Source organism: Methylobacterium sp. D54C (genome assembly GCF_053345595.1).
The window spans coordinates 60,310-82,711 of sequence record NZ_JBKFAK010000001.1; the positions used below are offsets into that span (position 1 = coordinate 60,310).

The window sequence follows — 22,402 nt, forward strand, 5'->3', positions numbered from 1 at the left end:
CGGCTTGCATACGCGGCTGAGTCCGGCCAACTGGGCCGCTCATTCCCCGCCACCGACCCACCGATACCGTGTACGTCCTCACCGACATCGCCATCTCGAACTGGTACCTGATCCGCCGCGAGCAGATCCGCCTGCGCGGCGCCGCGGCGCTGGTCGGGCCGACGGGGGCCGGGAAGTCGACGATCTTCGACGCGGTCGGCACGGTGCTGGCCGGCAACAACGCCAGCCGCCTCGCCCTCAACGCCTCGGCCTCCGGCCGCAGCGCCCGCACCGTGCGCGACTACTGCCTGGGCTGGATCAGCGACCCGGCGGAGGGCGGCCGCCCGACGCGGGAATCCTGCGAGACCGTGCTGGTGCTGGTCTTCGAGAACCCCGATTCCGGCCGCGTGGTCTCGGTCGGCCTCGCCCTGGCGGCCCGGGCCGCCGAGCCGAAGGAGACCGTGCTGTCGCGCTTCATCGCGGTCGGGCACCGGTTCGAGGTCTCCGACTACGCCCGCACCGCCCCCGGCGGCACTTACACGGCGCCCTGGAGCGAGATCGCCGCGGAGCTGCGCGCCCGCGCGTCGAGCTTCACCGAGTACCGCACCTCCGGCGAGCGCTTCACGGCCGACGTGCTGGCGACCCTGCGCGAGGGCGCGCCGGCGCCGGAGCCGCGCCACTTCCTGCGCAGCTTCGCCAACGCGGTGGCGTTCAAGCCGATCTTCGACACCAGCGCCTTCGTGCGCGCCTTCGTGCTCGAGCCGGAGCCCCTCGACGTCGAGCGCGTGCGCCACTCCATCGCCAACTGGCGGCGCCTCCGGGAGACCATCGCCGAGCTGGAGACCCGGCTCGGGCGCCTGCGGCGCCTGCGCGACCGCTACGAGGCCTGGGGCGAGGCGGTCCTCGCCGCCGCGACGCACGAGCTGCGGGCGGCCAGCGCCGATCTGCGACGCCGCAGCCTCGACCTCATCGCCGTCCGGGGCCGCCTCCGCGAGGGCGCCGACACCCTGCGCATCGCCCGCGAGCGCGTCGCGGCGAGCCGCGGCTACGTCCGCGAGATCGACGGCGAGATCGCCGAGAAGAAGGCGCTGGCCGCCGCGGGCGCCGCCGAGGGCCGGCTCGCGGCCTCGACGCTCGGCCTGTCCATGCTGGAGCGCGACCGCAAGGAACTGATCGGCCGGATCGGCGACCTCGTCGCCCTCGTCGGGCAGATGGCCAAGCTCCAGCCGGTCGCCCCGATCCTGCGCCAGAGCTGCCCGCAGGCGGCCCGCCTCGCCGAGGCCTGCGCCCGGGCGGGCCTGCGCCGGGACGCCTCGCCCGAGGAGATCCTGCGCCCCGACGGCCCGCTGGCCGAGCTGGCCGACGGGCTGGCGCGCCTGCCCGACTTCGACGAGGCCCTGGAGCGGGCCGCCGAGGACGCGGCGCTCAAGGCCCGCGCGCAGGAGAGCGAGGCCGAGCGCACGGCGCCGCGCACCGGCGGCGGCCCGGCGGCGCGGCTGTCCTCCGACACGGTGGCGTTCCGCGGCGAGCTGGAGCGGCGCGGCATCGACGCGCTGCCGATCTGCGAATTGGCCGAGATCGTCGACCCGACCTGGGGGCCGGCCCTCGAAGGGCTGCTCGGGCGCGCCCGCGAGGCCCTGGTGGTCGCCCCGGACCGGCTGAGCGAGGCGCTCGGCGTGCTGCAATCCGGCCGCGACCGCTTCAGCCGCTGCATCCTGGTCAAGACCACCGACACCGCCAAGCAGCGCGCCCGCCGCTACGACGACGGTCCGCTCACCGTGATCGAGACCAGCGACCCCCACGCCGAGGCGTTCCTCGGCGTGCGGCTCGGCGGCTACGACCTCGCCCGGGACGATGCCGAGCTGGCGCGCCTGTCCCGGGCCGTGGCGCCGAGCGGCCGGACCACGGCCGGCATGGCCTACACGGTCACCCGCAGCGTCGACCTGCTGATGACCCGCGGCCATCGCGGGCCGACCGCCGACAGCCGCCGCGCCCACGAGATCGCCGTCGCGGAGGCGCGGCGCCTGCGCGGCGAGGCCGCGGTCCTGCGCGAGGCCGCCCGGACGGCCGCCGCGATCCGGGCCCGCGTCGCCCGGGGCCTCGACGCGGTGGAGGCCCTGCGGGCCGAGCTCGACGGGCTTGAGGGGCGGCGGCGCACGCTCCAGACCGAGCGGGAGGGCATCGAGAAGCGCGACACGGCCGGGCTCGCCGCCGAGATCGCCGCGCTGACCACCGAGCGGGTCGGCTACCTGCGGGAATTGTCGGAGGAGCTGGAGCCGAAGCTCGACCGCCTGCTCGCCGACGAGGCGGCCCTGCGCGCCCGTCTGGGGCCGGTGCGCGAGGCCGTCCGCGCCGCCCTGTCGGCCCGCCGCGCGGCCCTGCGCCAGCTGAGCGCGGGCGACGCGGCGCGGGTGCGCCTCGCCCGCGCCGAGCCCTTCGACCTCGGCGCGGTCGCCGAGGCGCGGCGGGCGCTCGCCGGCCTCGACGCCAAGGCGGCCGGGGCGCGGGTGAGCGCCGAGCGCGGCCTCGCCCGGGATTCCGCCGAGGCCGCCCGCTCGCACGGGCGGATCGCCGAGCGCGAGCTTGCGGAGGCCTGCGCCGCCTGGCGGGTGGAGAACCCGCTGGCCTCGGGGGACGCCCCGGCGATCGACGGCTTCGCCTGGGTGCGCCGGGAATACGAGGCGGTCGAGGGGCACGAGTTGCGCCGCTACCGGGCGCAGGCAGAGCGGGCCGAGTCCGAGATGCGCCGCCTCATGACCGAGGACCTGCTGACGCGCCTCGCCGACCGATTCGAGCGGGTCCATGCCCGGCTCGCGGCCCTGAACGAGCGGCTCTCGGCGCGCAGCTTCACCGGCCAGACCTACGCGTTCGAGGCGGCGGTGGACCGCCGCTACGCCGCCGTCCACGCGCTGGCCACCGAGACCGCCCGCTCGCCCGAGGCCGCGCAGGCGCTGCTCGCCGGCGAGGCGGAGGGGCCGATGGCGGCCGCGCTCGAGGAGATCACCGCCCTGATCGCCGGCGCGGACGACGCGGCGCGGCTCGCCGATTACCGCAACTACTTCGTCTACGAGATCGGCATGCGCGACCGGGCGGGCAACCGCACCACGATGTCGGCCCGGGCGCTGCGCGGCTCCGGCGGCGAGGCGCAGGCGCCGTTCTACGTGGCGATCGCCGCGTCGCTCGCCAGCGCGTACTACCCGGGCGACCGGCCGGGCGACGAGAATCCGGGGCTCGGCCTGTGCCTGCTCGACGAGGCGTTCTCGAAGCTCGACGTGCGCAACAGCCAGGCGCTGGTCGATCTCTACCGCGCCTGGGGGCTGCAGCTGCTGATCGCCGCCCCCGAGGACAAGCGCACGACGCTGACCGAGGTGATGGACACGATCGTGACGGTCTACAAGAGCCCGGATCTGACCTCGGTCCGGATCGAGGCCGAGCACCCCCTCGAGGCGGCCCGCCGGGCGCTGCACGCGATCAACCCCGACCAGGTCGGGATCGAGGGCTTCCGCCAGTCGGACGCCGCGGAGTGAGCCCGCGGGGCACCGGGGCGGGGCTTCGCGCCGCCGTCCCCGGTATCCCCGTTCTCCGGGTGATCGATCGTCAGTTCAGGTAGGTGCGGATCCAGTTCGGCGAGAGGATCTCGCCCTCTTCGGTGATGATCCAGGGCTGCTTGGCCGGGTCGGCCAGGGCGCCGGCCGCGGCGGCGATCGCCTCCCGCAGGGTCCGGTAGCGCTCGGGCTGCGCGAGCGGGGCGCTCGCCGGGGCCGTGCGCCAGATCGTCAGATCCGCGGGCCGTTCCAGAGCTTCGGTTTCCATGGGTACTCGTCCTTCCGAACCGTTTTGGACCGTTCAGATCGCCGCCGCCGGGCTCTGCCGAGGGGCTGCGGCGATCGATGGTCTGAGCGTCAATGCAAGCATCTCTGCGGCAGCTTTGCGATCAATTCGGGCGGTTCTCGAAACCAGCATCCGGTGCCGAGGCACGAGTTCGGGCGCGGTTCGGTGTTCCATGTCCGTATTGAGCGCGACTGAGCTGCCCTGGACTTGCGAGAATTGTGGCTCCTGAATGATGACCATTCCGTTAGCCAGTCTGCGCCGGTCGCCGACGTGCGCCAGAACACGTCAGGGGCCTGTCGGCGGCGGCGCCTCTCTGTGTTGACGCCCCGATCCTGAACGCGCACTTAAGGCTCGGCCCGTCGGGGCCCGCCTACGCGCTTCTCTCGGAGTCACCCGTGCCGGATCGTACCGTGCGCATCGTCCTCGCCGCGGTCCTGGTCCTGCTGGCGCTCTACGTCGCCCAGCCCTACCTGCAGCCGCTGCTCTACGCGGCCGACACGCCCCGGGCGATCACGGCCCGCGGCGATCTGGCGCCGGCCGAGTCCTCGACGGTCGCGCTGTTCGAGCGCGCGAGCCCGTCCGTCGTTCACGTTTTCGCGCAGGGCGCCGCGCAGAACCGCGACCTGCTCGACCTCGACGACCAGGGCGGTGAGCAGGGCGGGACGCAGACCGGCACCGGCTTCGTGTGGGACGGCGCCGGCCACATCGTTACCAACACCCACGTCGTGCAGAACGCCGCGCGGAGTGGCGGCTCGGTCTCGGTCCGGATGAGCGACGGCGAGGTCGTGCCCGCCACCCTCGTCGGGATGGCGCCGTCCTACGACCTCGCGGTCCTGCAATTGGGGCGGGTGCGGACCATGCCGCCGCCGCTGGCGATCGGCACCTCGGCCGATCTCAAGGTCGGGCAGTCGGCCTTCGCCATCGGCAACCCGTTCGGCCTCGACCACACGCTGACCACCGGCGTCATCAGCGCCGTGCGCCGCCGCATGCCGACGAGCGAGGGCCGCGAAGTGTCCGGCGTCATCCAGACGGACGCGGCGATCAACCCGGGCAATTCCGGCGGCCCGCTCCTCGATTCCGCGGGCCGGCTGATCGGCGTCAACACCGCCATCGTGTCACCGTCCGGCGCCAGCGCCGGCATCGGCTTCGCGATCCCCGTCGACGTGGTGAACCGGATCGTGCCGGAGCTGATCAAGGCCGGCCGCGTGCGCAATCCCGGCATCGGCATCATCGCCGCCCAGGAGGCGGCCACCGCGCGGCTCGGCATCGACGGCGTGGTCATCGTGCGGGTGCTGCCCGGCTCCCCGGCCGCGCAGGCCGGGCTGCGCGGCGTCGACCCGCAGACCGGCGACCTCGGCGACGTGATCGTCGAGGCCAACGATCGCCCGGTCCACCGCCTCGCGGACCTGACCGCGGCCATCGAGGAGGCCGGCCTCGGCGCCGGCGTGACCCTCAAGGTGGAGCGCGACGGCCGGATCCGGCAGGTCCGCGTCACCACCGCCGAGGTCGCGGAGAACCGGCGATGACGCGGGCGGCCCTCCTCCTGACCCTGATCGTCCTCGCCGCCGCCGCGCGGGCCGGCGAAGCGCCGACGCGCGCGCGCCTCTGCCCGGAGAACCTGCCCGAGGGCGTGCGCCTCCCGCCGCAGCCCGGCTGCGACGCGAGCGTGCGCCCGCCGACGCCGCGCCGGCCGGGCCACTTCGATCTCGGGGACGGGACGAGCATCCAGATCGGCGGGAGCGCGTCCGCCCTCTACGGCGTGCGGCGCTGAGCGATGGTGCTGTTCGCCGGCCTGCTCGCCTGCCTGACCCTGTGGTGGCTGTCGAAGAACTCGGGCGGCCTCGGCCGGAGGCTCCGCGGCGGTCTCCGGGCGGGCCTCGGCGCCGCCCTCGGGCGGTCGCGTCTGCCGACCTTCGGCGCCTTCGCGCTGCTCGCGGCCGGGTTCCTGCTCCTGCGCGGGAACTTCGTCCTCGCGGCACTGCTCGGGCTGAGCGGCGTCTGGATGATCGAGGGCCAGGCCGCCATGACCGCGCGGCTGCGCCGGCTGATCCGGCCGGGATCCGGCGAGCGCCCGCGCGACCCGGAGGACCGCCGCTTCCGCACGGTCCTGATCGACGCCCTCGTGCGCCCGGACGGCAGCCTGCGCACGGGCCGCGTCATCGCGGGGCCGGGCGCCGGCGCGTGGCTCGACAGCATGCCCACCGGGGCCGTGGTCGAGCTGCTGCGGCTCTGCCGGATCCGCGACGCCGCCGGCGCCGCCCTGCTAGAGCCGTATCTCGACCGCCGGGCGCCCGGATGGCGTGTAGACGCTGAGGGCGATCGCGACCCGCGGCCGCGCCGTCCGCCGCATCCAGGGGCGATGACGCAGGAGCAGGCGTACGAGATCCTGGGGCTTCAGCGCGGGGCGACCGCTGAGGAGATCCGGTCGGCCCACCGGTCTCTCATGAAGCGCGCCCACCCCGACCAGGGGGGCAGCGCCGAGGGCGCGGCGCGCGTCAACGCGGCCCGGGACAGGCTTCTGAACCGACATCGCTGAACTCCACGCGCGTTGTCAGAGAGTTACCGATCGTCGGCCGCGGACGAACTCGGTCGCGGCCGTTCCGTATCCGGCGCGCGGGCGCGCCGGTGGCTCGCGAAACGCGGCGCGCGGGCGCGCCGACGGGTCTCGCGGGTCTCAGCTCCGGGTGGCGAAGCAGCTGAAGCCGCTGCGCTTCAGGGCCGAGCAGGCCTCCTGGGCGGAATCCTGCTCGGAGAAGCCCGAGAAGCGAGCGCGGAACAGCGTGGTGCCGCCGTGCTCGACCTTGACCGTGTAGGGCGCGGCCTTCGACAGGCTGCCGCCGACCTTGGCGCGCGCCTCCGAGAGCATCGTCCGGGCCTTGGACTCGTCGTCCATGGCGCCGAGCTGGATCACCCAGGCGGTCGGGACGACGCGGGCGCCGGAGACCGCCTTCGGCGGCTCGTCGCGCTCGAGGGAGGCCACGCGGGCCGTCGACTTGGACGCGCCCGGGAAGGGCGGCTGGGCGTTGCCGCCGCCGGCATAGGCCTGGGCCGCCTTCGGGATGCCCTGCGGGCCGGGCTTCCAGGTGCCGCCCGGCGTCGTCGTCTTGGCGGGAGACAGGTCGAGGGGCTCGCCGGTGGTGCCGGTCGTCTCGACGTCCTCGTCGTCCGCCGAGGCGACCTGCGTGCGAGTCCGCGAGACCGCGTCGGCGACGACCGCCGGGCGGGCGCGCTCGGCGACCTCGGTGACCGGCGCCGAGATCCGGGCGCCGGCATAGGCGCGCGGCAGGCTGGCGCGGACGAGGTCGGCCATGATCCGGTCGCGGCTCGCGCCGGACTTGCCGCCCAGCACGATCGCCACGATCTGGCGCCCCTCGGACTTCGCCGCGGTCATCAGGTTGAAGCCGGAATCCCGAGTGTAGCCGGTCTTGATCCCGTCGACGCCCTGGACGTTGCCCAGCAGGCGGTTGTGGTTGCCGATCACCCGGCCGCGGAACGCGAAGGACCGGGTTTGGAAGTAGCGGTAGTAGTGCGGGAACCGGTCCTGGATCGCCCGCGCCAGCACGGTGAGGTCCCGTGCGGTGGTCAGCTGGTCCGGATCGGGCAGGCCCGAGGCGTTGGCGTAGTGCGTGCGGCTCATGCCGAGGGCGTGGGCCTTCGCGGTCATCATCTGGGCGAAGCGCTCCTCGGAGCCGGCGATGTTCTCGCCGATGGCGCAGGCCACGTCGTTCGCCGACTTCGTCACGATCGCCTTGATGGCGTCCTCGACCGAGATGGTCTGGCCGGGGCGCAGGCCGAGCTTGGACGGCGCCTGGGCGGCGGCGTGGGCCGAGATGGTCAGGTCGGAATCGAGGGCGAACTTGCCCCGCTCCATCTGCTCGAACAGCATGTAGAGCGTCATCACCTTGGTGATCGAGGCCGGGTGCCGCAGGGCGTCCTCGTTCACCGCGTGCAGGGTCTTGCCGCTCTTCACGTCCACGACCATCGCCGCGTAGGGCGGGTTGTAGCCGCCGCCGGCGCGGGCATGGTGGTGGTGCCGACCGCGCCGGGCGTCGGCCGGTGAGGCCATGGCCGTCAGGACGGCGGCGGCCAGGATCGCGGCCGGGAGCGCTGGAATCGTCCGGGAGCGGCCTACTACGCTACGCATCACGCCTGATTGCCTCGCGAGACCGGATCTGGCCGGTCGTATCCCCTGCAGAGCCTTCCGCCGATCACGTGGCCCCGCTGCATCAGTGGAGAGTTAGGCAAGTGCAGTTACAGGCCCGTTAATGCGATCGCGGCGAGTGCCGGATCGTGCCGGTCCGGCATCCGCTTACCGGCCGTTCCCGACCCGCTGTTGCCGGTCGGCCATGCCGTGCCGGTCGCGGCCGGCCGCTCTTACAGGCCCGAGCTTGACGCTGGCTGTCGTGCCGCACACTCTCGCGGCGATCCGAAACTGTCGGTCGCGGATGGCGGGCCGGCTCGGCGGCGGACCGGAGATCGGCGATGCAGAGACCCCCTGCCCTCCCCCTGAGCCCGGTCGCCTCCGGCTTCGGGACGCCCCTGCGGCGGTTCGGGATCGCGAGCCGGGCGGCCCAGACCCTCGGCATCGAGTATCTCGACTCGGTCAAGAAGGCCCTCGACGATCTCGGGGCGACCTGGGGGGCGCTGGCGGCGGCCCGCAGCCCGACCGAGATCCTGGCGGTGCAGGCCGCGTACCTGCAGCGGGCCGGGGAGCGCGCCGCGGCCCGCTCGGCCGCCGCCGGCGACGCGATGCTGGGCCTGACCGGCGCGTTCCTGCAGCCGAAGGCGGTGGCGCCGGCCGCGGCCCGTCCCGGCCCGGCGCGCTAGCGGGTCGGCCATCATGCGCCGGGGACGCGCGGTGCAGGGCGGACAAGTGCGCACAGGCGTCTGGCGAAGTCGGCTCACCGTCTGTAGATTAACCGGCGTGGAGCTGAGCGCTGCTCCCGGCAGGCCAGGATCAGGATCGGCCGTGAGGGCCGGCGGCGCCCGCTCCGAGCAAGGGATCGGTTCGACGCACATGAGACAGGTCCCCATGCAGGGCACCGCGAGTTCGACCAGGGAGCACCGGCCGGCGCGTATCGCGGTCACGGCATCCGGTTCGCGCACGCCCGGGGGCGACGACCGGTCCAACACCGCGATCATCACGCGCACGAAGCCGCGGACCAAGCGGCCGAGTCTGTACCGGGTACTCCTTCTGAACGACGACTATACGCCGATGGAGTTCGTGGTCCTGGTGGTCGAGCGGTTCTTCAACAAGAGCCACGAGGACGCCTACCACATCATGATGCACGTGCATCAGAACGGGGTCGGCGAGTGCGGGGTCTTCACCTACGAGGTGGCGGAGACCAAGGTGACGCAGGTCATGGACTTCGCACGCAAACACCAACATCCTCTCCAGTGCGTTATGGAAAAGAAATAGGCGCCGCTCGCGGTAGGCACGAAGGACAGAGGCCAGCTTTGCCAAGCTTCTCACGCAGCCTAGAACAAGCCCTCCACCGCGCCCTGGCGCTCGCCGGGGAGCGCCGGCACGAATACGCGACGCTGGAGCATCTCCTGCTCGCCCTGGTGGATGACCAAGACGCGGCCGCGGTCATGCGCGCCTGCAACGTCGAGATCGACACGCTCAAGCGCAGCTTGGTCGACTACGTCGATACCGAGCTCTCCAACCTCACCGGCGATGGCCGGCAGGACGCCAAGCCCACGGCCGGGTTCCAGCGCGTGATCCAGCGCGCCGTGATCCACGTCCAGTCGTCGGGCCGCGAGGAGGTGACCGGCGCCAACGTGCTGGTGGCGATCTTCGCCGAGCGCGAGAGCCACGCCGCCTACTTCCTGCAGGAGCAGGACATGACCCGCTACGACGCGGTCAACTACATCAGCCACGGCATCGCCAAGCGGCCCGGCGCCTCCGAGGCGAAGCCCGTGCGCGGTGCCGACGAGGAGGGCGCGTCCGAGCGTCCGAGCGACGAGGGCGATCCCCGCGGTGCCAAGAAGAAGGGCGACGCGCTCGACGCCTATTGCGTCAACCTCAACAAGAAGGCCCGCGACGGCAAGATCGACCCGCTGATCGGCCGCGAGAGCGAGGTCCAGCGGACGATCCAGGTCCTCTGCCGCCGGCAGAAGAACAACCCGCTGCTGGTCGGCGATCCCGGCGTCGGCAAGACCGCGATCGCCGAAGGTCTGGCGCGCAAGATCATCCAGCACGAGGTGCCGGAGGTGCTCGCCGACGCGACCGTCTTCTCCCTCGACATGGGCACGCTGCTCGCTGGCACCCGCTACCGGGGCGACTTCGAGGAGCGCCTCAAGCAGGTGATGAAGGAGATCGAGGCGCACCCGAACGCCATCATGTTCATCGACGAGATCCACACGGTGATCGGCGCCGGTGCGACCTCGGGCGGGGCCATGGACGCGTCGAACCTGCTCAAGCCCGCCCTGGCGTCCGGCACGCTGCGCTGCATCGGCTCGACCACCTACAAGGAGTACCGCCAGTACTTCGAGAAGGACCGCGCCCTGGTCCGCCGGTTCCAGAAGATCGACGTCAACGAGCCGTCGATCCCCGACACGATCGAGATCGTGAAGGGCTTGCGGCCGTACTTCGAGGAGTTCCACAAGCTCAAGTACACGACCGAGGCCGTGAAGGCCGCGGTGGAGCTGTCGGCCCGCTACATCAACGACCGCAAGCTGCCCGACAAGGCGATCGACGTGATCGACGAGACCGGCGCCTCGCAGATGCTGGTGCCGGAGGCGCGCCGCAAGCGCACCATCGGCATCAAGGAGATCGAGGCGACCATCGCCACGATGGCCCGGATCCCGCCGAAGACCGTCTCCAAGGACGACGCGGTGGTGCTCCAGCACCTGACCGAGAACCTGAAGCGCGTGGTCTACGGACAGCCGAACGCCATCGAGGCCCTGACCTCGGCGATCAAGCTGGCCCGGGCCGGCCTGCGCGACCCGGACAAGCCGATCGGCTCGTACCTGTTCGCGGGCCCGACCGGCGTCGGCAAGACCGAGGCCGCCAAGCAGCTCGCCGCCTCGCTCGGCGTCGAGATGCTGCGCTTCGACATGTCGGAGTACATGGAGCGCCACACGGTGAGCCGCCTGATCGGCGCGCCCCCCGGTTACGTGGGCTTCGACCAGGGCGGCCTGCTCACCGACGGGATCGACCAGCACCCGCACTGCGTGCTGCTCCTCGACGAGATCGAGAAGGCGCATCCGGACCTGTTCAACATCCTGCTGCAGGTGATGGACCACGGGAAGCTGACCGACCACAACGGCAAGCAGGTCGATTTCCGCAACGTCATCATCATCATGACGTCGAACGCGGGCGCCTCGGACCTGGCCAAGGCGGCCTACGGCTTCACCCAGTCGAAGCGCTCCGGCGACGACGTCGAGGCGATCAACCGGCTGTTCGCGCCGGAATTCCGCAACCGGCTCGACGCGATCATCTCGTTCGGCCACCTGCCGAAGGACGTGGTGGCGAAGGTGGTGGACAAGTTCGTCCTCCAGCTCGAGGCGCAGCTCGCCGACCGCAACGTCACGATCGAGCTCTCCGACGAGGCCCGGGACTGGCTGGTGGAGCACGGCTACGACGACGCGATGGGCGCGCGCCCGATGGCCCGGCTGATCCAGTCGACCATCAAGACGCCGCTCGCCGACGAGGTCCTGTTCGGCAAGCTGAAAGACGGCGGCGCGGTCCGCGTGGTCGTCCGCAAGCCGGAGGACGGCGAGGCCAAGGCCGGCGCCAAGGACAGCCTGGGCTTCGACTTCCCGGCGGGTCCCGTGACGCCCAAGCCCGAGAAGGACGTGACCAACGCCGCCAAGCGCCACAAGCGCGCCAAGCCCCGCACCGCGGCCCGGAAGAAGACGCCGAAGGACAACAAGGGCGGCGGCGGCAGCTCGGGCGGCGGCGTCCGGACCGTGCCGAAGGTGCCACTCGTGCGCGCCTAATGGTGTGCAGGCCGGCCGGCGGCCTTCCGGACTCGGGGGCCGCCGGTCTATGACCGCCGCGACGCGCATGCGCCGCGGCGAGGAGGCGCCCGATGACTGACAACCTGCACGAGGGACCTCTGTCCCCCGTCGCGCAGCCGGCGCCCCCCAAGAAGCTCACCCGGCGCGAGGAGCGGCGCCGGCGTCGCCAGCGGCGCCGCCGCGGCGAGGAGGTGCTGGCCTGGGTGCTCGTGCCGTTCATCTGCTTCGGCATCTACTGGGGCATCGCCGCCGGCTTCGACTTCTTCGGCACCTCGCCGGGCCAGGTCTGGGACCAGCTGATGCAGGTCAAGGCCATGATGGAGAAGCGTTCGGGTCCCCAGGGCGCGCGCGGCTAGCGCGCCGCCCCTGTCCGGACGCAGGAGGCGACGCCTCCGGAGACGGTTCCGAGCGGGCGCGCCCATGACACCGACCCGTCGATCGCTGCTCGCCGCCCCCCTCCTGGCGATGCCGGCCCTCCGGGCCCGCGCCGGCGGCGGATCCGTGGTCGTCGTCGGCGCCGGGGCCGCGGGGCTCGCGGCCGCCGCCCTCCTGCGGGCGGCCGGGCAGAGTTTCACCCTCGTCGAGGCCCGGGACCGGATCGGAGGCCGCGCCTTCACCGACCGGGCGCTCGGCGCCGCGTGCCGGTTCGACGCCGGCGCCGAGTACATCCACTGGGCCGAGCGCAATCCCTGGGCGCCCATCGCCCGGGCGGCCGGGGCGCACGTCGCCCGCGAGGACGGCTGGGCGCGCCGGCTCGTCGTCGACGGCCGTCCCGCCACCGCCGCCGAGGCGGCGCAGCGGCGCGCCGGCTTCTCCGGCCTCGACGCGCTGCTCGCCCCGAAGGGCGGCGACCCGTCCCTGGCGGAGGCGGCCCGGGCCGGCGGCCCCGACGCCGCCCTGGCGGCGGCCGGCCTGAGCCGGCTCTCCCTCGGCGAGGATCCCGAGCGGGTCTCGGCCGTGGACTACGACCGGCTCTGGTCCGGCTCCGACCTCTGGATCGACGGCTACGGCGACCTCGTGGCGCGGCACTTCGCCGACCTGCCGGTCAGCCTCGGCTGCCCCGTGCGGGCGATCGACTGGTCGGGCCGCGGGGTCCGGGTCGAGACGGCGCGGGGCACGATCGCGGCCGCCGCCGCCATCGTCACGGTGCCGGTCGGCGTGCTGAAGGCCGGGGCCGTGGCGTTCGCGCCGGACCTGCCGGACGCCGCCCGGACGGCGCTCGACGGCCTGTCGATGGGCGCCTACACCAAGATCGGCCTGCGCCTCGACCCCGCGCGCCTCGACGGCGCCGACCTCGGCGACGCGGTCTCGGTGGCGACGGCCGGCCCGACGATCTACTTCGAGATGCAGCCCTTCGGCCGGTCCCTGGCGGTGGCCAATCTCGGCGGCGACCTCGCGCGCGACCTGTGCCGGGCCGGAGAGACGGAGGCGGTGGCGCTCGCCACCGAGCGCCTGGTCGCGGTCCTCGGCGGCGGCGCCCGCAGCGCCGTCCAGGCCGGGAGCCTCGCCGGCTGGTGGACGGACCCGCACGCCCGGGGCTCCTACTCGATCGCCGCCCCCGGCCACGCGGAGGCCCGCGACCGCCTGCGCGCGCCGGTCGGCGGGCGCGTGTTCTTCGCCGGGGAGGCGCTGGCGGGCGGCGGTGCCATGACGGTGGGCGGGGCGACCCTCGACGGCGAGCGCGCGGCCCGCGCGGTGCTGAAGGCGCTCGGCGCCTGACGGGCCCGTCGCCGCGGCGGTTCACGCGGTCGCGGCGCGGCTCGGCAGCGGTCGCGCGGGTGCCGCGACGGTGGCCCGGCGCCGGATCGCCGCCACCGCCATGGGCTCGGCGCGGCCGCGCAGGGCGTGGGCTCCGAGATCCTCCGCCACGAGGTCGTCCGGCAGCGGGCCGAGCCGGGCGAGGAGGTCGGCCGAGACGAGGACGTCGACGCCCAAGGTCTTCGACAGGGCCTCCAGCCGGGCCGTCGTGTTCACGACGTCGCCGAAATACGCGATCTTGTGCCGCTCCAGCCCGATCTCGGCGGTCACGACCGGACCGCAATGCAGCGCGGCGCGGAACTGCGGCACCTGCCCGAAGCGGCCGCGCCAGCTCTCCGCCTCGGCGGCGAGGCGCTCCTGGAACGCGAAGACGCAGCGCAGGCAGGCGGCGTCGCGCAGGCCCCGCTCCATCGTCCAGGTCACCAGCGCCAGGTCGCCGACGTAGTCGTCGATGGAGCCGCGGGCGCGCGCCACCGGCAGCGCCAGGGCGTTGAACACCTGCCCGAGATAGGCCTGCGCCGCCCGGTCGCCGTGGCGGTCGGCGAAGCGCGTCGATCCGGTCACGTCGAGGAAGAGGAAGATCCGCTCCTCGCTGATCGGCCGGTGGTAGCGCCCGATCAGCAGGTTGGCGAAGACGCCGGGGCCGATCAGGTCGCGGACCCGGAACACGAATACCACCAGGGCCGAGATGCCGAGCGCGTAGAGCAGGCCGGACTGCGACATCAGCATCGCGTTCCGCTCGCTGTACATGAAGCGGAACAGCTGGTTCAGCACCGTGCTGGCGACCGCGTTCCCGACCACGATCAGCGCGATGTAGAGCGCCACGGTGGCGAGCAGGAACAGCGGCGTCGCAAGGCCGCGGATGCGGTCGCGCAGGCGCGGCGCCAGCAGCTGGCGCTCGTAGAGCAGGATCGGCGTGCCGATGATCGCGCCGCGGATCGCCGTCCCGGTCAGCGGGGCGATCCCGAAGATCACCCCGTAGAGGAGCCCCGCCAGGGCCCCCAGGGCGGGCGCCACCAGCAGGAACCAGCGCGGGCCGAAGCGCATGGGTTCGCGTGCCCCGCCCGGCCCCGCTCAGTCCAGCCGGAGCGCGTGGACCGAGAACAGCTGGTCCGGGTCGGTCCAGACCGTCAGCCACGTCCAGCCCGCCCGCTCGGTCAGCGCGCGGAACGTGGCCGGCGTGTATTTGTAGCTGCTCTCGGTGTGGATCGTCTCGCCCGCTGCGAACGCGAAGGTGTCGGCGCCGACCCGCACCGCCTGGGCGTCGCGGGCGACGAGATGCATCTCGATCCGCGAGGCGTCGGTGTTGAACACCGCCCGGTGGCTGAACGCGCCGGGCTCGAAGCGGCCGGCGAGCTCCCGGTTGATCCGGGTCAGGAGGTTGAGGTTGAAGGCCGCCGTCACGCCCTGCGCGTCGTCGTAGGCGGTCTCCAGCACCGCCGGGTCCTTCACGAGGTCGACGCCGACGATCATGTGGGCGCCCGGCCCCAGGATCCGCCCGAACCGGCGCAGCAGCGCCTCGGCCTCGTGCGGGTCGAAGTTGCCGATGGTCGAGCCCGGGAAGAACCCGGCGCGCGGCAGGCCGTTCAGGCTGTCCGGCAGGTCGAAGTCGCGGGTGAAGTCGGCCACCACCGGCTCGACCCGCAGGTCCGGGAAGTCGCCCCGCAGGACCTCCGCCTGCCCGCGCAGGAACTCGCCGGAGACGTCCACCGGCACGTAGGCCGCGAGGGTGTCGAGGTGGCGCAGGAGACGGCGCAGCTTCACGGTCGAGCCGCTGCCGAACTCCACCAGCGCCGCGTGGGCCGGCAGCAGCGCGGCGATCTCGGGCCCGCAGGCGTCGAGGATGCCGATCTCGGTCCGGGTCGGGTAGTATTCCGGGAGCCGGGTGATCGCCTCGAACAGCGCGGACCCGGCCTCGTCGTAGAAGTATTTCGGCGACAGGGCCTTCTGGGGCTTGGACAGGCCCGCGCGGACGTCGTCGAGGAAGCTCAGCGGCGGCGCGTCCAGCGTGACCGGCGTCGCGTCGGCGAAGGTGGGCTTGATGGTCAAGGGCGGCTCCGGGGCGCGTCAGGCGGCGTCGGCGAGGCGCAGGCCGGTGAACTGCCAGCGCTGGTGCGGATAGAAGAAGTTGCGGTACGGCAGCCGGGCATGGCCCTCTGGGGTCGCCACCGACGAGCCCCGCAGCACGAACTGGTTGGCCATGAACTTGCCGTTGTACTCGCCGAGAGCCCCCGGGAGCGGCCGGTACCCCGGGTAGGGGACGTAGGCGCTGCGGGTCCATTGCCAGACGAGGCCGAAGGCGTCCGGCAGGCCGCCGTCGCGGGCCGCGACCTCCCACTCGAACTCGGTCGGCAGGAAGCGGCCGGCCCAGCGGGCGTAGGCGTCGGCCTCGTAGTAGCTGACATGGGTGACGGGGGCGTCGAGATCCACCGGGCGCTCGCCGCCCAGCGTCATGGTCGCCCACCCCTCCCCGTCCCGGCGCCAGTAGCCGGGGGCCTCCCAGCCCTCCGCCGGCCCGGCATACCAGCCGTCGGAGAGCCACAGCTCCGGCTTGGCGTAGCCGCCATCCTCCATGAAGGCGAGCCACTGGCGGTTCGTCACCAGCGCCCGGTCGAGGCGGCCGGCCGGGATCAGCGTCTCGTGCCGGGGCGACTCGTTGTCGAAGGAGAACCCCTCGCCCGCATGCCCGATCCACGCGATCGCGCGGTCGAGGGCGACCTGGCCGGCCTGCGCCGCCGCCTTCGGGAAGCGCCAGTCCGGGTCGTAGGCCGGGTTCAGCGGGTTCTGCGCGAAGGCGTGCAGGATGTCGGTGAGGAGGAGCTCCTGGTGCTGCTGCTCGTGGTAGAGGCCGATCTCCAGGATCGGCAGCACCGCCTCGAGCGCGCGCTCGGAGGCCTGGCCCAGCAGGGCCTCGACCGCCCGGTCGATATGGGCGCGGTAGGCCGCGACCTCCGCCATGGTCGGGCGGGTGATCATGCCGCGCTGGATGCGCGGCTGACGGGGACCGGCCGCCACGTAGTACGAGTTGAACAGGTAGTGCAGCCGCGCGTCGTAGATCGCGTAGCCCGGCAGGTGCTCCCGCAGCAGGAACTGCTCGAAGAACCACGTGACGTGCGCCCGGTGCCACTTGGTCGGGCTGGCATCGGCCATCGACTGGACCTGCTGGTCTTCCGGCGAGAGCGGCGCGGCGCGGCGCTCGGTCTCGCTCCGGACCTGCCGGTAGGCGGCGATCCAGGCGGCCCGGTCGATCGGCCGGGCCGTGACGTGCGGCGGCGGGAAGGCCGGTGCCGCGGGGTCGCGTCTCTCGTCCGGGCGCAGTGCGGCTGTCGCTGCCATGACGATGATCCCTTTTTTCGGGCCTGACCGAGAACCGTCTTCTCGACCCCGGCCGGCGCGCAGAAGATATGTTCCGGCCGTGTTCCGACAACCTCTGCAAGAGCGGACGCGGCGGCTTCGCGTGCGCCTGGTCGGCGCGCGGTCGCCGCTCGGCCCACCGGGCCTCTTCGCCGCGTCGGCGCGCCGGTTAACGGAACGGGTTGGGGATCACGGGTCTTTCTCTCGCCGCAGTGACACCGCCTTAACCCTCGCTGCCGAGATTTTGGGACGCTCTTCGAGGAGTCCGGGGTTCTCATGCGGATCGATCTGATGGCCGGGGCCAGCCTGTCCGCCGCCGCTCTGCGCTGCGCCGCAGAGCCGACCATCCTGGTGTTCGATTCCGGCCTCGGCGGCCTGACCGTCCTCGACGCGGTGCGGCGCGCCCGCCCGGATGCCCGCTACGTCTATGTCGGCGACGACGCCGCCTTCCCGTACGGCCGGCTCTCGGAGGCGACCCTCGTCGCCCGCGTCCTCACCGTGATGGAGCGCCTGGTCGCGACCCACCGGCCCGACCTCGTGGTCATCGCCTGCAACACCGCCTCGACGCTGGTGCTCCCGGCGCTGCGCCAGCGCTTCACGACGCCCTTCGTGGGGGTGGTCCCGCCGATCAAGCCCGCCGCCGAGGCGACGCGCTCGCGGCTCGTGACCCTGCTGGCGACGCCCGGCACGGTGGCGCGCTCCTACACCCACGACCTGATCGCGACCTACGCGGGCTCCTGCGCGGTGACGCTGGTCGGCTCGCAGAACCTCGCCGGCTTCGCGGAGACCGAGCTCGCGGGCGCGCCGGTGGACGACGCCACCCTCGCCGCCGAGATCGCCCCCTGCTTCGTCACCGAGGCGGACGGGCGGCGCACCGACGTGGTCTGCCTCGCCTGCACCCACTATCCGCTGCTGCTGCCGCGCCTCCAGGCGGTCGCGCCCTGGCCGGTGACCTGGATCGACCCGGCGCCCGCCATCGCTCGGCGCGTCGTGCAGCTGATCGGCCCCCTCCCCCGCGAGGCGGACCGGCACGGCTCGGCGCTCGGCGCCTTCACGGCCGGCACCTGCCTGACCGACGCCCTGCGCGCGGCCCTCGCCGCCCGGGGCATCGGCGACGTCGCCGTGGAGGCGGTGCCGCTGCCGATGCAGTGACGCGGCGCCTCGCGCGCCGCCGAGGCTTCGCCGGGTGATGCCCGGTCCGGGCTGACCGGTCGTCCGCCGCGCCGTTTCAGCGGACCGCGTCGCTCAGGCGCCGCGTCGGTCGCCCTCCGGGGCCGCGCGCCTCACCGCGGGTTGTGGCTGGCCGCTTTCTGGACCGTCGTGAGCGGTGCCGCCGACGCGTCGGCCTCGGCGGGAACGACCAGATGGACGAACAGCATGCCGGCCGCGACGATGAGCGCCAGGGCGAGGATGCGCCACAGTTCCAGGATCGGCTCCTGCGCCGGGGCATCCTGAATCGCTCGGTTCGTCTCGCTCGGCATCGCTTCCGCTTTCCCGCCTGTGACCCTCCGGATCGGACACCCGGAGGATGAACGCTTGGTAAAATCCGCCCCGATCGGCCCGGCCCGCCGAGGCGGGCTCGGCGGGGAGCGGGGTCCGGCGTCGGGATCGTCGCCGCCACCGCGAGGCAGAGGGAGCGGGCGCTGGCGATCGCCTCGCCGACCGGGGCCGTGTCGCAGCGGAATGGGGCCGCAGCGGGACGGGCCCGGTCCCGCGGCGTGCGGTGCCGCACCCGCTGACGCTTCGGCCGGGGCGCCGTCCGGGTCACGAGGCCGAGCGCGGAGGCCTCACCCCGTCGTCTCGGATCCACCCGCACGTCCCGGAAGCGAGAGGGACGGGCTCGGGTGAGACGTCGATGGCCGGCGCGGATCCGGGCCGCTCCCGGCGCCGGCAGGTCCGGTCGACCTAGGCGGCGGCCGGCAGGGCGGCGACCTCGCAGCTGTCGGCGCGCAGGCGCCAGTCGACCACGCGGGCCCCCGCGCAGAGCAGCGCCTTGGCCTGCCAGACGGCCGACACCTCCGACTGTGCCCGGACCAGGATCGCGCGCTGCCGCACCCGGTGCTCGTGGCCGGTATCGTCCGCGACGGTCTTGTAGAAGGTGACGCGATAGAGGCGCATGGTCCGGGCTCCGGTTGGGCGCGGGGATCGTGGGAGACCGGGGCCGGGCGCGCATTGATCCCGCGCAAGGACGGGACGCCCGTCACGCGCGCGGATGTCTCGGGTGGGCGCAATCAGTTGTCGACAGTTGAATACCCAGCGATACAGGGCGTTGATTACATTCGCGGGAATGGTCTAGCTTCATCAGCAATCGTCCGCAGTCCGTAACGGTCCGCGGCGGGGCTCCAGACCGGGAGTGCCTGATGTTCGAGAGCGTGTTCTGGGGTGCGGTACTCGTCGCGCTGATCGGTTCGGCCGCGCTGGTGGCGATCGGCGCCAGCGTCCAGCCGCGGTTGGGTCGCAAGATGGAGATGGACGCGCGCCTCGCCGATCCGCGCCGCACCTTCGGGCGCAAGCGGCGCTGGGCGCGTCCGCCGCGGACGATGCGGCGCCCCGGCCTGCTCCCCATGCGGTGACTAGCGCTGCACCAAAGACGTACATCTCCCGCCGCCGGCGCGCGTGATAGCTACCTGTTCACTGCGGAAATGCAGTGTTCACGCCGGGCTGGAGGGATCGGTACTGATGAGCGTGCGTCAGATTTGTGATCAGGTTCGGATCGCCGAGCAGGCCTTCACCGCCGCGCTCGGCAACATGAAGGCCGCAGGCCTGCGCGAGTCGCTGACCCGCGAGCTCCAGGAGATGGAGAGCGCCGAGATCGACGCCGGGCAGGACGCGGCCGCGGCGCGGTCGGCCTCCTGGAAGCGGGTCAAGATGCTGCACGGGCTCGGCTACCCGGTGGATTTCGGCTGGCTCCACGCCGCCGCCAGCCCGGTCCGCTGAGCGGCGCCGGCCGGCGCCGCCCCGCCGGCAGATTGTTTGCCGGCTCCCGGATCGGGTCGGCGCTCTCGCCCGTTGTGCTTGCCGGGTGCCGCCGCACCCGGCCGCCGCGCCGACCTCTCGATCCGGACACGCCATGCTGGCTTGGTTTCGCGCCCTGATGCCGCGGGAGGACCGGTTCTTCGATCTCTTCGAGCGTCACGCGCGGACGCTCGAGGACGGCGCGGCCGCCCTGCGAGGCCTTCTCGACGGGACTCAGGCCGTCCCGGCGGCCTACGCGGCGATCGCGGCCCACGAGGACGCGGCCGACGGGATCACCCGCGAGGCGCTGCTGGCGGTCCGCCGGACCTTCATCACCCCGTTCGACCGCGGCGACATCCAGGCCCTGGTCGGCTCCCTCGACGACGCCATCGACCAGATGCTCAAGACCGCCAAGGCGGTCCAGCTCTTCGAGGTGACCACCTTCGAGCCGGCGATGCGCGAGATGGGCGCGGTCATCCAGGAGGCCGCGCAGGTCACCGCCAAGGCGCTGCCGAAGCTGCGCGCCCTCGGCGAGAACGCCGCCGCGCTGAACAGCCTGACCGAGCGCGTCATCGAGCTGGAGGGGCGGGCCGACGACCTGCACAATGACGGGCTGAAGGCCCTGTTCAAGGCCTCGGGGCGGGACCCCATGGCCTTCCTCGTCGGGTCCGAGCTGTACGGCCACCTGGAGAAGGTCATGGACCGGTTCGAGGACGTGGCGAACCAGATCAGCAGCATCGTCGTCGAACATGTCTGAGCCGCAGGTCGCCGCGTGACGCTCCTCGTCGTCCTCATCGTCCTCGCCCTGGTCTTCGACTTCCTGAACGGGCTGCACGACGCCGCGAACTCCATCGCCACGATCGTGTCGACGCGGGTGCTGGCGCCCCGCTACGCCGTGTTCTGGGCGGCGTTCTTCAACTTCGTGGCCTTCCTGGTCTTCGGCCTGCACGTCGCCGGCACGGTCGGCTCGGGCATCATCGACGTCGCGACGGTGGACGACCGGGTCATCATGGGCGCGCTCGGCGGCGCCATCACGTGGAACCTGGTCACGTGGTACGCCGGCATCCCGTCCTCCAGCTCCCACGCCCTGATCGGGGGCCTGCTCGGCGCCGGCATCGCCAAGGCGGGGGTCGGCGTGATCGTCTGGCCCGGCGTCATCGCCACCAGCGCCGCCATCGTCCTCTCGCCGGCCCTGGGCTTCGCCCTCGGGCTGCTGCTGATGCTGGCGGTCTCGTGGATCTTCGTCCGCTCGACGCCGCACGCCGTGGACCGCGTGTTCCGGGGCTTGCAGTTCGTCTCGGCCTCGCTCTACTCCCTCGGCCACGGCGGCAACGACGCCCAGAAGACCATGGGCATCATCGCGGCCCTGCTCTACGCCCACGGCGAGAGCGGGGCGTTCCACGTGCCCCTCTGGGTGGTGCTGTCCTGCCAGACCGCCATGGCCCTCGGCACCCTGATGGGCGGCTGGCGCATCGTCCACACGATGGGGTCGAAGATCACGCGGCTGTCGCCCATGCAGGGATTCTGCGCCGAGACCGGCGGCGCCGCGACGCTGTTCGCCGCGACGGCCTTCGGCATCCCGGTCTCGACAACCCACACGATCACGGGCGCCATCGTCGGCGTCGGCGCCGCGCGCCGGGTCTCGGCGGTCCGCTGGAACGTCGCGCAGGGCATCGTGATCGCCTGGGTGATCACGATGCCGGCCGCGGCCCTTGTCGCGGCCCTGACCTACGCGGCCTCCGGCCTGGTCCTGCCGTAGCGGACGGGCGCGGCCGGATCCGCCCCGGGCTCACCAGCGATGGTGCCAGCCGCCGTGCTGCCAGCCCCCGTGCCAGCCCCGATGCCAGCCGCCGCGCCATCCCCCATGCCAGCCGGCATGGCGGAAGCCGCCCCAGCGATAGCCGCCGCCCCACGCGAAGCGTCGGTGCCAGCGGTAGCCGTAGTGCCACCGGTAGCCGACGCGCGGATAGACCGGGACGTAGACGAACGGCCTGTAGCCCAGATTCGGCCGGCACCAGCCGTAGACGTTGCGGTGGAAGCCGGGCCCGCAGCCGTCGCGCGCCTCGGCGCTCGAGCCGGCCAACAGGACCCCCGCGGCGAGCGCCACGGGCAGGACGAGAGTGCGGATCATGACTCAACTCCGGGAGTGTCTCCACGGGAGTCCGGCCGCGGGGCCGGACGCGGAACGGGGGACGCGATCGAGCGTCCCGGCGTCTCAGTTCGGCCAGCAGCGGCGGCCGTAGGGGCCGATGTGGAAGCCCGCCGGGCACGAGCGGCCGCGGATGTAGCCGCCCCACTGGCCGCCGGTGCGGCAGCCGCCGTACGGGCCGCGATGGCCGTAGGGACCGCAGCCGCCGTAGACCTGGGTGATCCGGGCGCCGTCGGCGCCGTCGGAGACGGCGTCCTGCACCAGCGGCAGCGCCGAGGCGGGCACCGCGAGGCTCACGAGGAGGGCGGCGGGAGCGAGAACCTTCAGCATCGGTGATCTCCTTCTGCTCGGTCCGGCGGCCCGGCCCGGGGCCGGCCGCCGCCGCCGGGGCGGAGGATCCGCCGCGGCGTG

General features: G+C 73.2%; 23 protein-coding genes. 14 read left to right on the forward strand and 9 right to left on the reverse strand.

All coding sequences use genetic code 11. The annotated features are described in order from the left end of the window. The first annotated feature begins 68 nt into the window (after nucleotides 1-68). The gene (locus tag ACLBYB_RS00310) at nucleotides 69-3,506 is read left to right on the forward strand and encodes an SbcC/MukB-like Walker B domain-containing protein (RefSeq protein ID WP_132366881.1); all 3,438 of its coding nucleotides are present in this window, start codon (nucleotides 69-71) and stop codon (nucleotides 3,504-3,506) included. A 70-nt stretch (nucleotides 3,507-3,576) separates the two neighbouring features. On the opposite strand, the gene ACLBYB_RS00315 is transcribed toward ACLBYB_RS00310, so the two are convergent. Further along, nucleotides 3,577-3,792 carry a hypothetical protein gene (locus tag ACLBYB_RS00315; RefSeq protein WP_042674010.1) on the reverse strand — a complete coding sequence of 72 codons (216 nt, stop codon included), beginning with the start codon at nucleotides 3,790-3,792 and terminating at the stop codon, nucleotides 3,577-3,579. Between the two features lie 413 nt (nucleotides 3,793-4,205). Between ACLBYB_RS00315 and ACLBYB_RS00320 the strand changes: the two genes are divergently transcribed. Genes ACLBYB_RS00320 through ACLBYB_RS00330 form a run of 3 tightly spaced genes read left to right on the forward strand, consistent with a single transcriptional unit; the run spans nucleotide 4,206 to nucleotide 6,346 of the window. Further along, nucleotides 4,206-5,336 carry a S1C family serine protease gene (locus tag ACLBYB_RS00320; RefSeq protein ID WP_026605342.1) on the forward strand — a complete coding sequence of 377 codons (1,131 nt, stop codon included), beginning with the start codon at nucleotides 4,206-4,208 and terminating at the stop codon, nucleotides 5,334-5,336. Continuing rightward, nucleotides 5,333-5,581, forward strand: coding sequence for a hypothetical protein (locus ACLBYB_RS00325; RefSeq protein WP_447697493.1), 249 nt, complete (start codon nucleotides 5,333-5,335; stop codon nucleotides 5,579-5,581). Before ACLBYB_RS00320 ends, ACLBYB_RS00325 begins: the two co-directional genes overlap by 4 nt. Before the next feature lie 3 nt (nucleotides 5,582-5,584). Next, nucleotides 5,585-6,346 (forward strand): J domain-containing protein, encoded by a 762-nt coding sequence (locus ACLBYB_RS00330; protein WP_447697494.1) that lies wholly within the window; start codon nucleotides 5,585-5,587, stop codon nucleotides 6,344-6,346. A gap of 138 nt (nucleotides 6,347-6,484) precedes the next feature. Here ACLBYB_RS00330 and ACLBYB_RS00335 read toward each other — a convergent pair whose 3' ends face one another. After that, nucleotides 6,485-7,954 carry a D-alanyl-D-alanine carboxypeptidase gene (locus ACLBYB_RS00335; protein WP_447697495.1) on the reverse strand — a complete coding sequence of 490 codons (1,470 nt, stop codon included), beginning with the start codon at nucleotides 7,952-7,954 and terminating at the stop codon, nucleotides 6,485-6,487. Nucleotides 7,955-8,292: 338 nt separating this feature from the next. Here ACLBYB_RS00335 and ACLBYB_RS00340 point away from each other — a divergent pair, with 338 nt between their 5' ends. The 5 genes from ACLBYB_RS00340 (at nucleotide 8,293) to ACLBYB_RS00360 (ending at nucleotide 13,494) form a co-directional block, all read left to right on the forward strand. Beyond that, nucleotides 8,293-8,637, forward strand: coding sequence for a phasin family protein (locus ACLBYB_RS00340; RefSeq protein WP_447697496.1), 345 nt, complete (start codon nucleotides 8,293-8,295; stop codon nucleotides 8,635-8,637). 205 nt (nucleotides 8,638-8,842) lie between these two features. Beyond that, nucleotides 8,843-9,229 (forward strand): ATP-dependent Clp protease adapter ClpS, encoded by a 387-nt coding sequence (gene clpS / locus ACLBYB_RS00345; RefSeq protein WP_447683660.1) that lies wholly within the window; start codon nucleotides 8,843-8,845, stop codon nucleotides 9,227-9,229. 38 nt (nucleotides 9,230-9,267) lie between these two features. After that, nucleotides 9,268-11,754 carry an ATP-dependent Clp protease ATP-binding subunit ClpA gene (gene clpA, locus ACLBYB_RS00350; protein ID WP_026605345.1) on the forward strand — a complete coding sequence of 829 codons (2,487 nt, stop codon included), beginning with the start codon at nucleotides 9,268-9,270 and terminating at the stop codon, nucleotides 11,752-11,754. A 92-nt stretch (nucleotides 11,755-11,846) separates the two neighbouring features. Further along, nucleotides 11,847-12,131: a hypothetical protein gene (locus tag ACLBYB_RS00355; RefSeq protein WP_020095819.1), complete on the forward strand. Its 285-nt coding sequence runs from the start codon at nucleotides 11,847-11,849 to the stop codon at nucleotides 12,129-12,131. Between the two features lie 64 nt (nucleotides 12,132-12,195). After that, nucleotides 12,196-13,494, forward strand: coding sequence for a flavin monoamine oxidase family protein (locus tag ACLBYB_RS00360; RefSeq protein WP_447697497.1), 1,299 nt, complete (start codon nucleotides 12,196-12,198; stop codon nucleotides 13,492-13,494). 21 nt (nucleotides 13,495-13,515) lie between these two features. On the opposite strand, the gene ACLBYB_RS00365 is transcribed toward ACLBYB_RS00360, so the two are convergent. Genes ACLBYB_RS00365 through egtB form a run of 3 tightly spaced genes read right to left on the reverse strand, consistent with a single transcriptional unit; the run spans nucleotide 13,516 to nucleotide 16,869 of the window. Continuing rightward, entirely contained in the window at nucleotides 13,516-14,580 is a 1,065-nt protein-coding gene (locus ACLBYB_RS00365) for an adenylate/guanylate cyclase domain-containing protein (protein ID WP_447697498.1), read from the reverse strand. A gap of 27 nt (nucleotides 14,581-14,607) precedes the next feature. After that, on the reverse strand, nucleotides 14,608-15,582 hold the full coding sequence (egtD, locus tag ACLBYB_RS00370) for an L-histidine N(alpha)-methyltransferase (protein WP_100253524.1): 975 nt from the start codon (nucleotides 15,580-15,582) through the stop codon (nucleotides 14,608-14,610). A gap of 18 nt (nucleotides 15,583-15,600) precedes the next feature. Next, on the reverse strand, nucleotides 15,601-16,869 hold the full coding sequence (gene egtB, locus ACLBYB_RS00375; protein ID WP_447697499.1) for an ergothioneine biosynthesis protein EgtB: 1,269 nt from the start codon (nucleotides 16,867-16,869) through the stop codon (nucleotides 15,601-15,603). Between the two features lie 294 nt (nucleotides 16,870-17,163). On the opposite strand from egtB, the gene murI reads away from it, so the two are divergent. Continuing rightward, the gene (gene murI, locus ACLBYB_RS00380; RefSeq protein ID WP_205833387.1) at nucleotides 17,164-18,039 is read left to right on the forward strand and encodes a glutamate racemase; all 876 of its coding nucleotides are present in this window, start codon (nucleotides 17,164-17,166) and stop codon (nucleotides 18,037-18,039) included. Between the two features lie 131 nt (nucleotides 18,040-18,170). Here murI and ACLBYB_RS00385 read toward each other — a convergent pair whose 3' ends face one another. Together ACLBYB_RS00385 and ACLBYB_RS00390 are read right to left on the reverse strand one after the other, a co-directional pair. Continuing rightward, nucleotides 18,171-18,368 carry a hypothetical protein gene (locus ACLBYB_RS00385; RefSeq protein WP_447697500.1) on the reverse strand — a complete coding sequence of 66 codons (198 nt, stop codon included), beginning with the start codon at nucleotides 18,366-18,368 and terminating at the stop codon, nucleotides 18,171-18,173. Nucleotides 18,369-18,792: 424 nt separating this feature from the next. Then, nucleotides 18,793-19,005 (reverse strand): hypothetical protein, encoded by a 213-nt coding sequence (locus tag ACLBYB_RS00390; RefSeq protein WP_427509305.1) that lies wholly within the window; start codon nucleotides 19,003-19,005, stop codon nucleotides 18,793-18,795. Between the two features lie 242 nt (nucleotides 19,006-19,247). Between ACLBYB_RS00390 and ACLBYB_RS00395 the strand changes: the two genes are divergently transcribed. The 4 genes from ACLBYB_RS00395 (at nucleotide 19,248) to ACLBYB_RS00410 (ending at nucleotide 21,601) form a co-directional block, all read left to right on the forward strand. Then, nucleotides 19,248-19,460 carry a hypothetical protein gene (locus tag ACLBYB_RS00395; protein WP_020095828.1) on the forward strand — a complete coding sequence of 71 codons (213 nt, stop codon included), beginning with the start codon at nucleotides 19,248-19,250 and terminating at the stop codon, nucleotides 19,458-19,460. Between the two features lie 106 nt (nucleotides 19,461-19,566). Next, nucleotides 19,567-19,824: a hypothetical protein gene (locus tag ACLBYB_RS00400; protein WP_042673854.1), complete on the forward strand. Its 258-nt coding sequence runs from the start codon at nucleotides 19,567-19,569 to the stop codon at nucleotides 19,822-19,824. Nucleotides 19,825-19,957: 133 nt separating this feature from the next. Further along, nucleotides 19,958-20,599 (forward strand): DUF47 domain-containing protein, encoded by a 642-nt coding sequence (locus ACLBYB_RS00405; RefSeq protein WP_447697501.1) that lies wholly within the window; start codon nucleotides 19,958-19,960, stop codon nucleotides 20,597-20,599. 15 nt (nucleotides 20,600-20,614) lie between these two features. After that, a complete protein-coding gene (locus ACLBYB_RS00410) occupies nucleotides 20,615-21,601 on the forward strand; it encodes an inorganic phosphate transporter (RefSeq protein ID WP_020095831.1) in 987 nt (328 codons plus the stop codon). A gap of 30 nt (nucleotides 21,602-21,631) precedes the next feature. Here the strand turns inward: ACLBYB_RS00410 and ACLBYB_RS00415 are convergent, their stop codons facing one another. After that, nucleotides 21,632-21,973: a GCG_CRPN prefix-to-repeats domain-containing protein gene (locus ACLBYB_RS00415; protein WP_447697502.1), complete on the reverse strand. Its 342-nt coding sequence runs from the start codon at nucleotides 21,971-21,973 to the stop codon at nucleotides 21,632-21,634. An 84-nt stretch (nucleotides 21,974-22,057) separates the two neighbouring features. Continuing rightward, the gene (locus tag ACLBYB_RS00420) at nucleotides 22,058-22,321 is read right to left on the reverse strand and encodes a GCG_CRPN prefix-to-repeats domain-containing protein (RefSeq protein ID WP_447697503.1); all 264 of its coding nucleotides are present in this window, start codon (nucleotides 22,319-22,321) and stop codon (nucleotides 22,058-22,060) included. Between the last annotated feature and the right edge of the window lie 81 nt (nucleotides 22,322-22,402).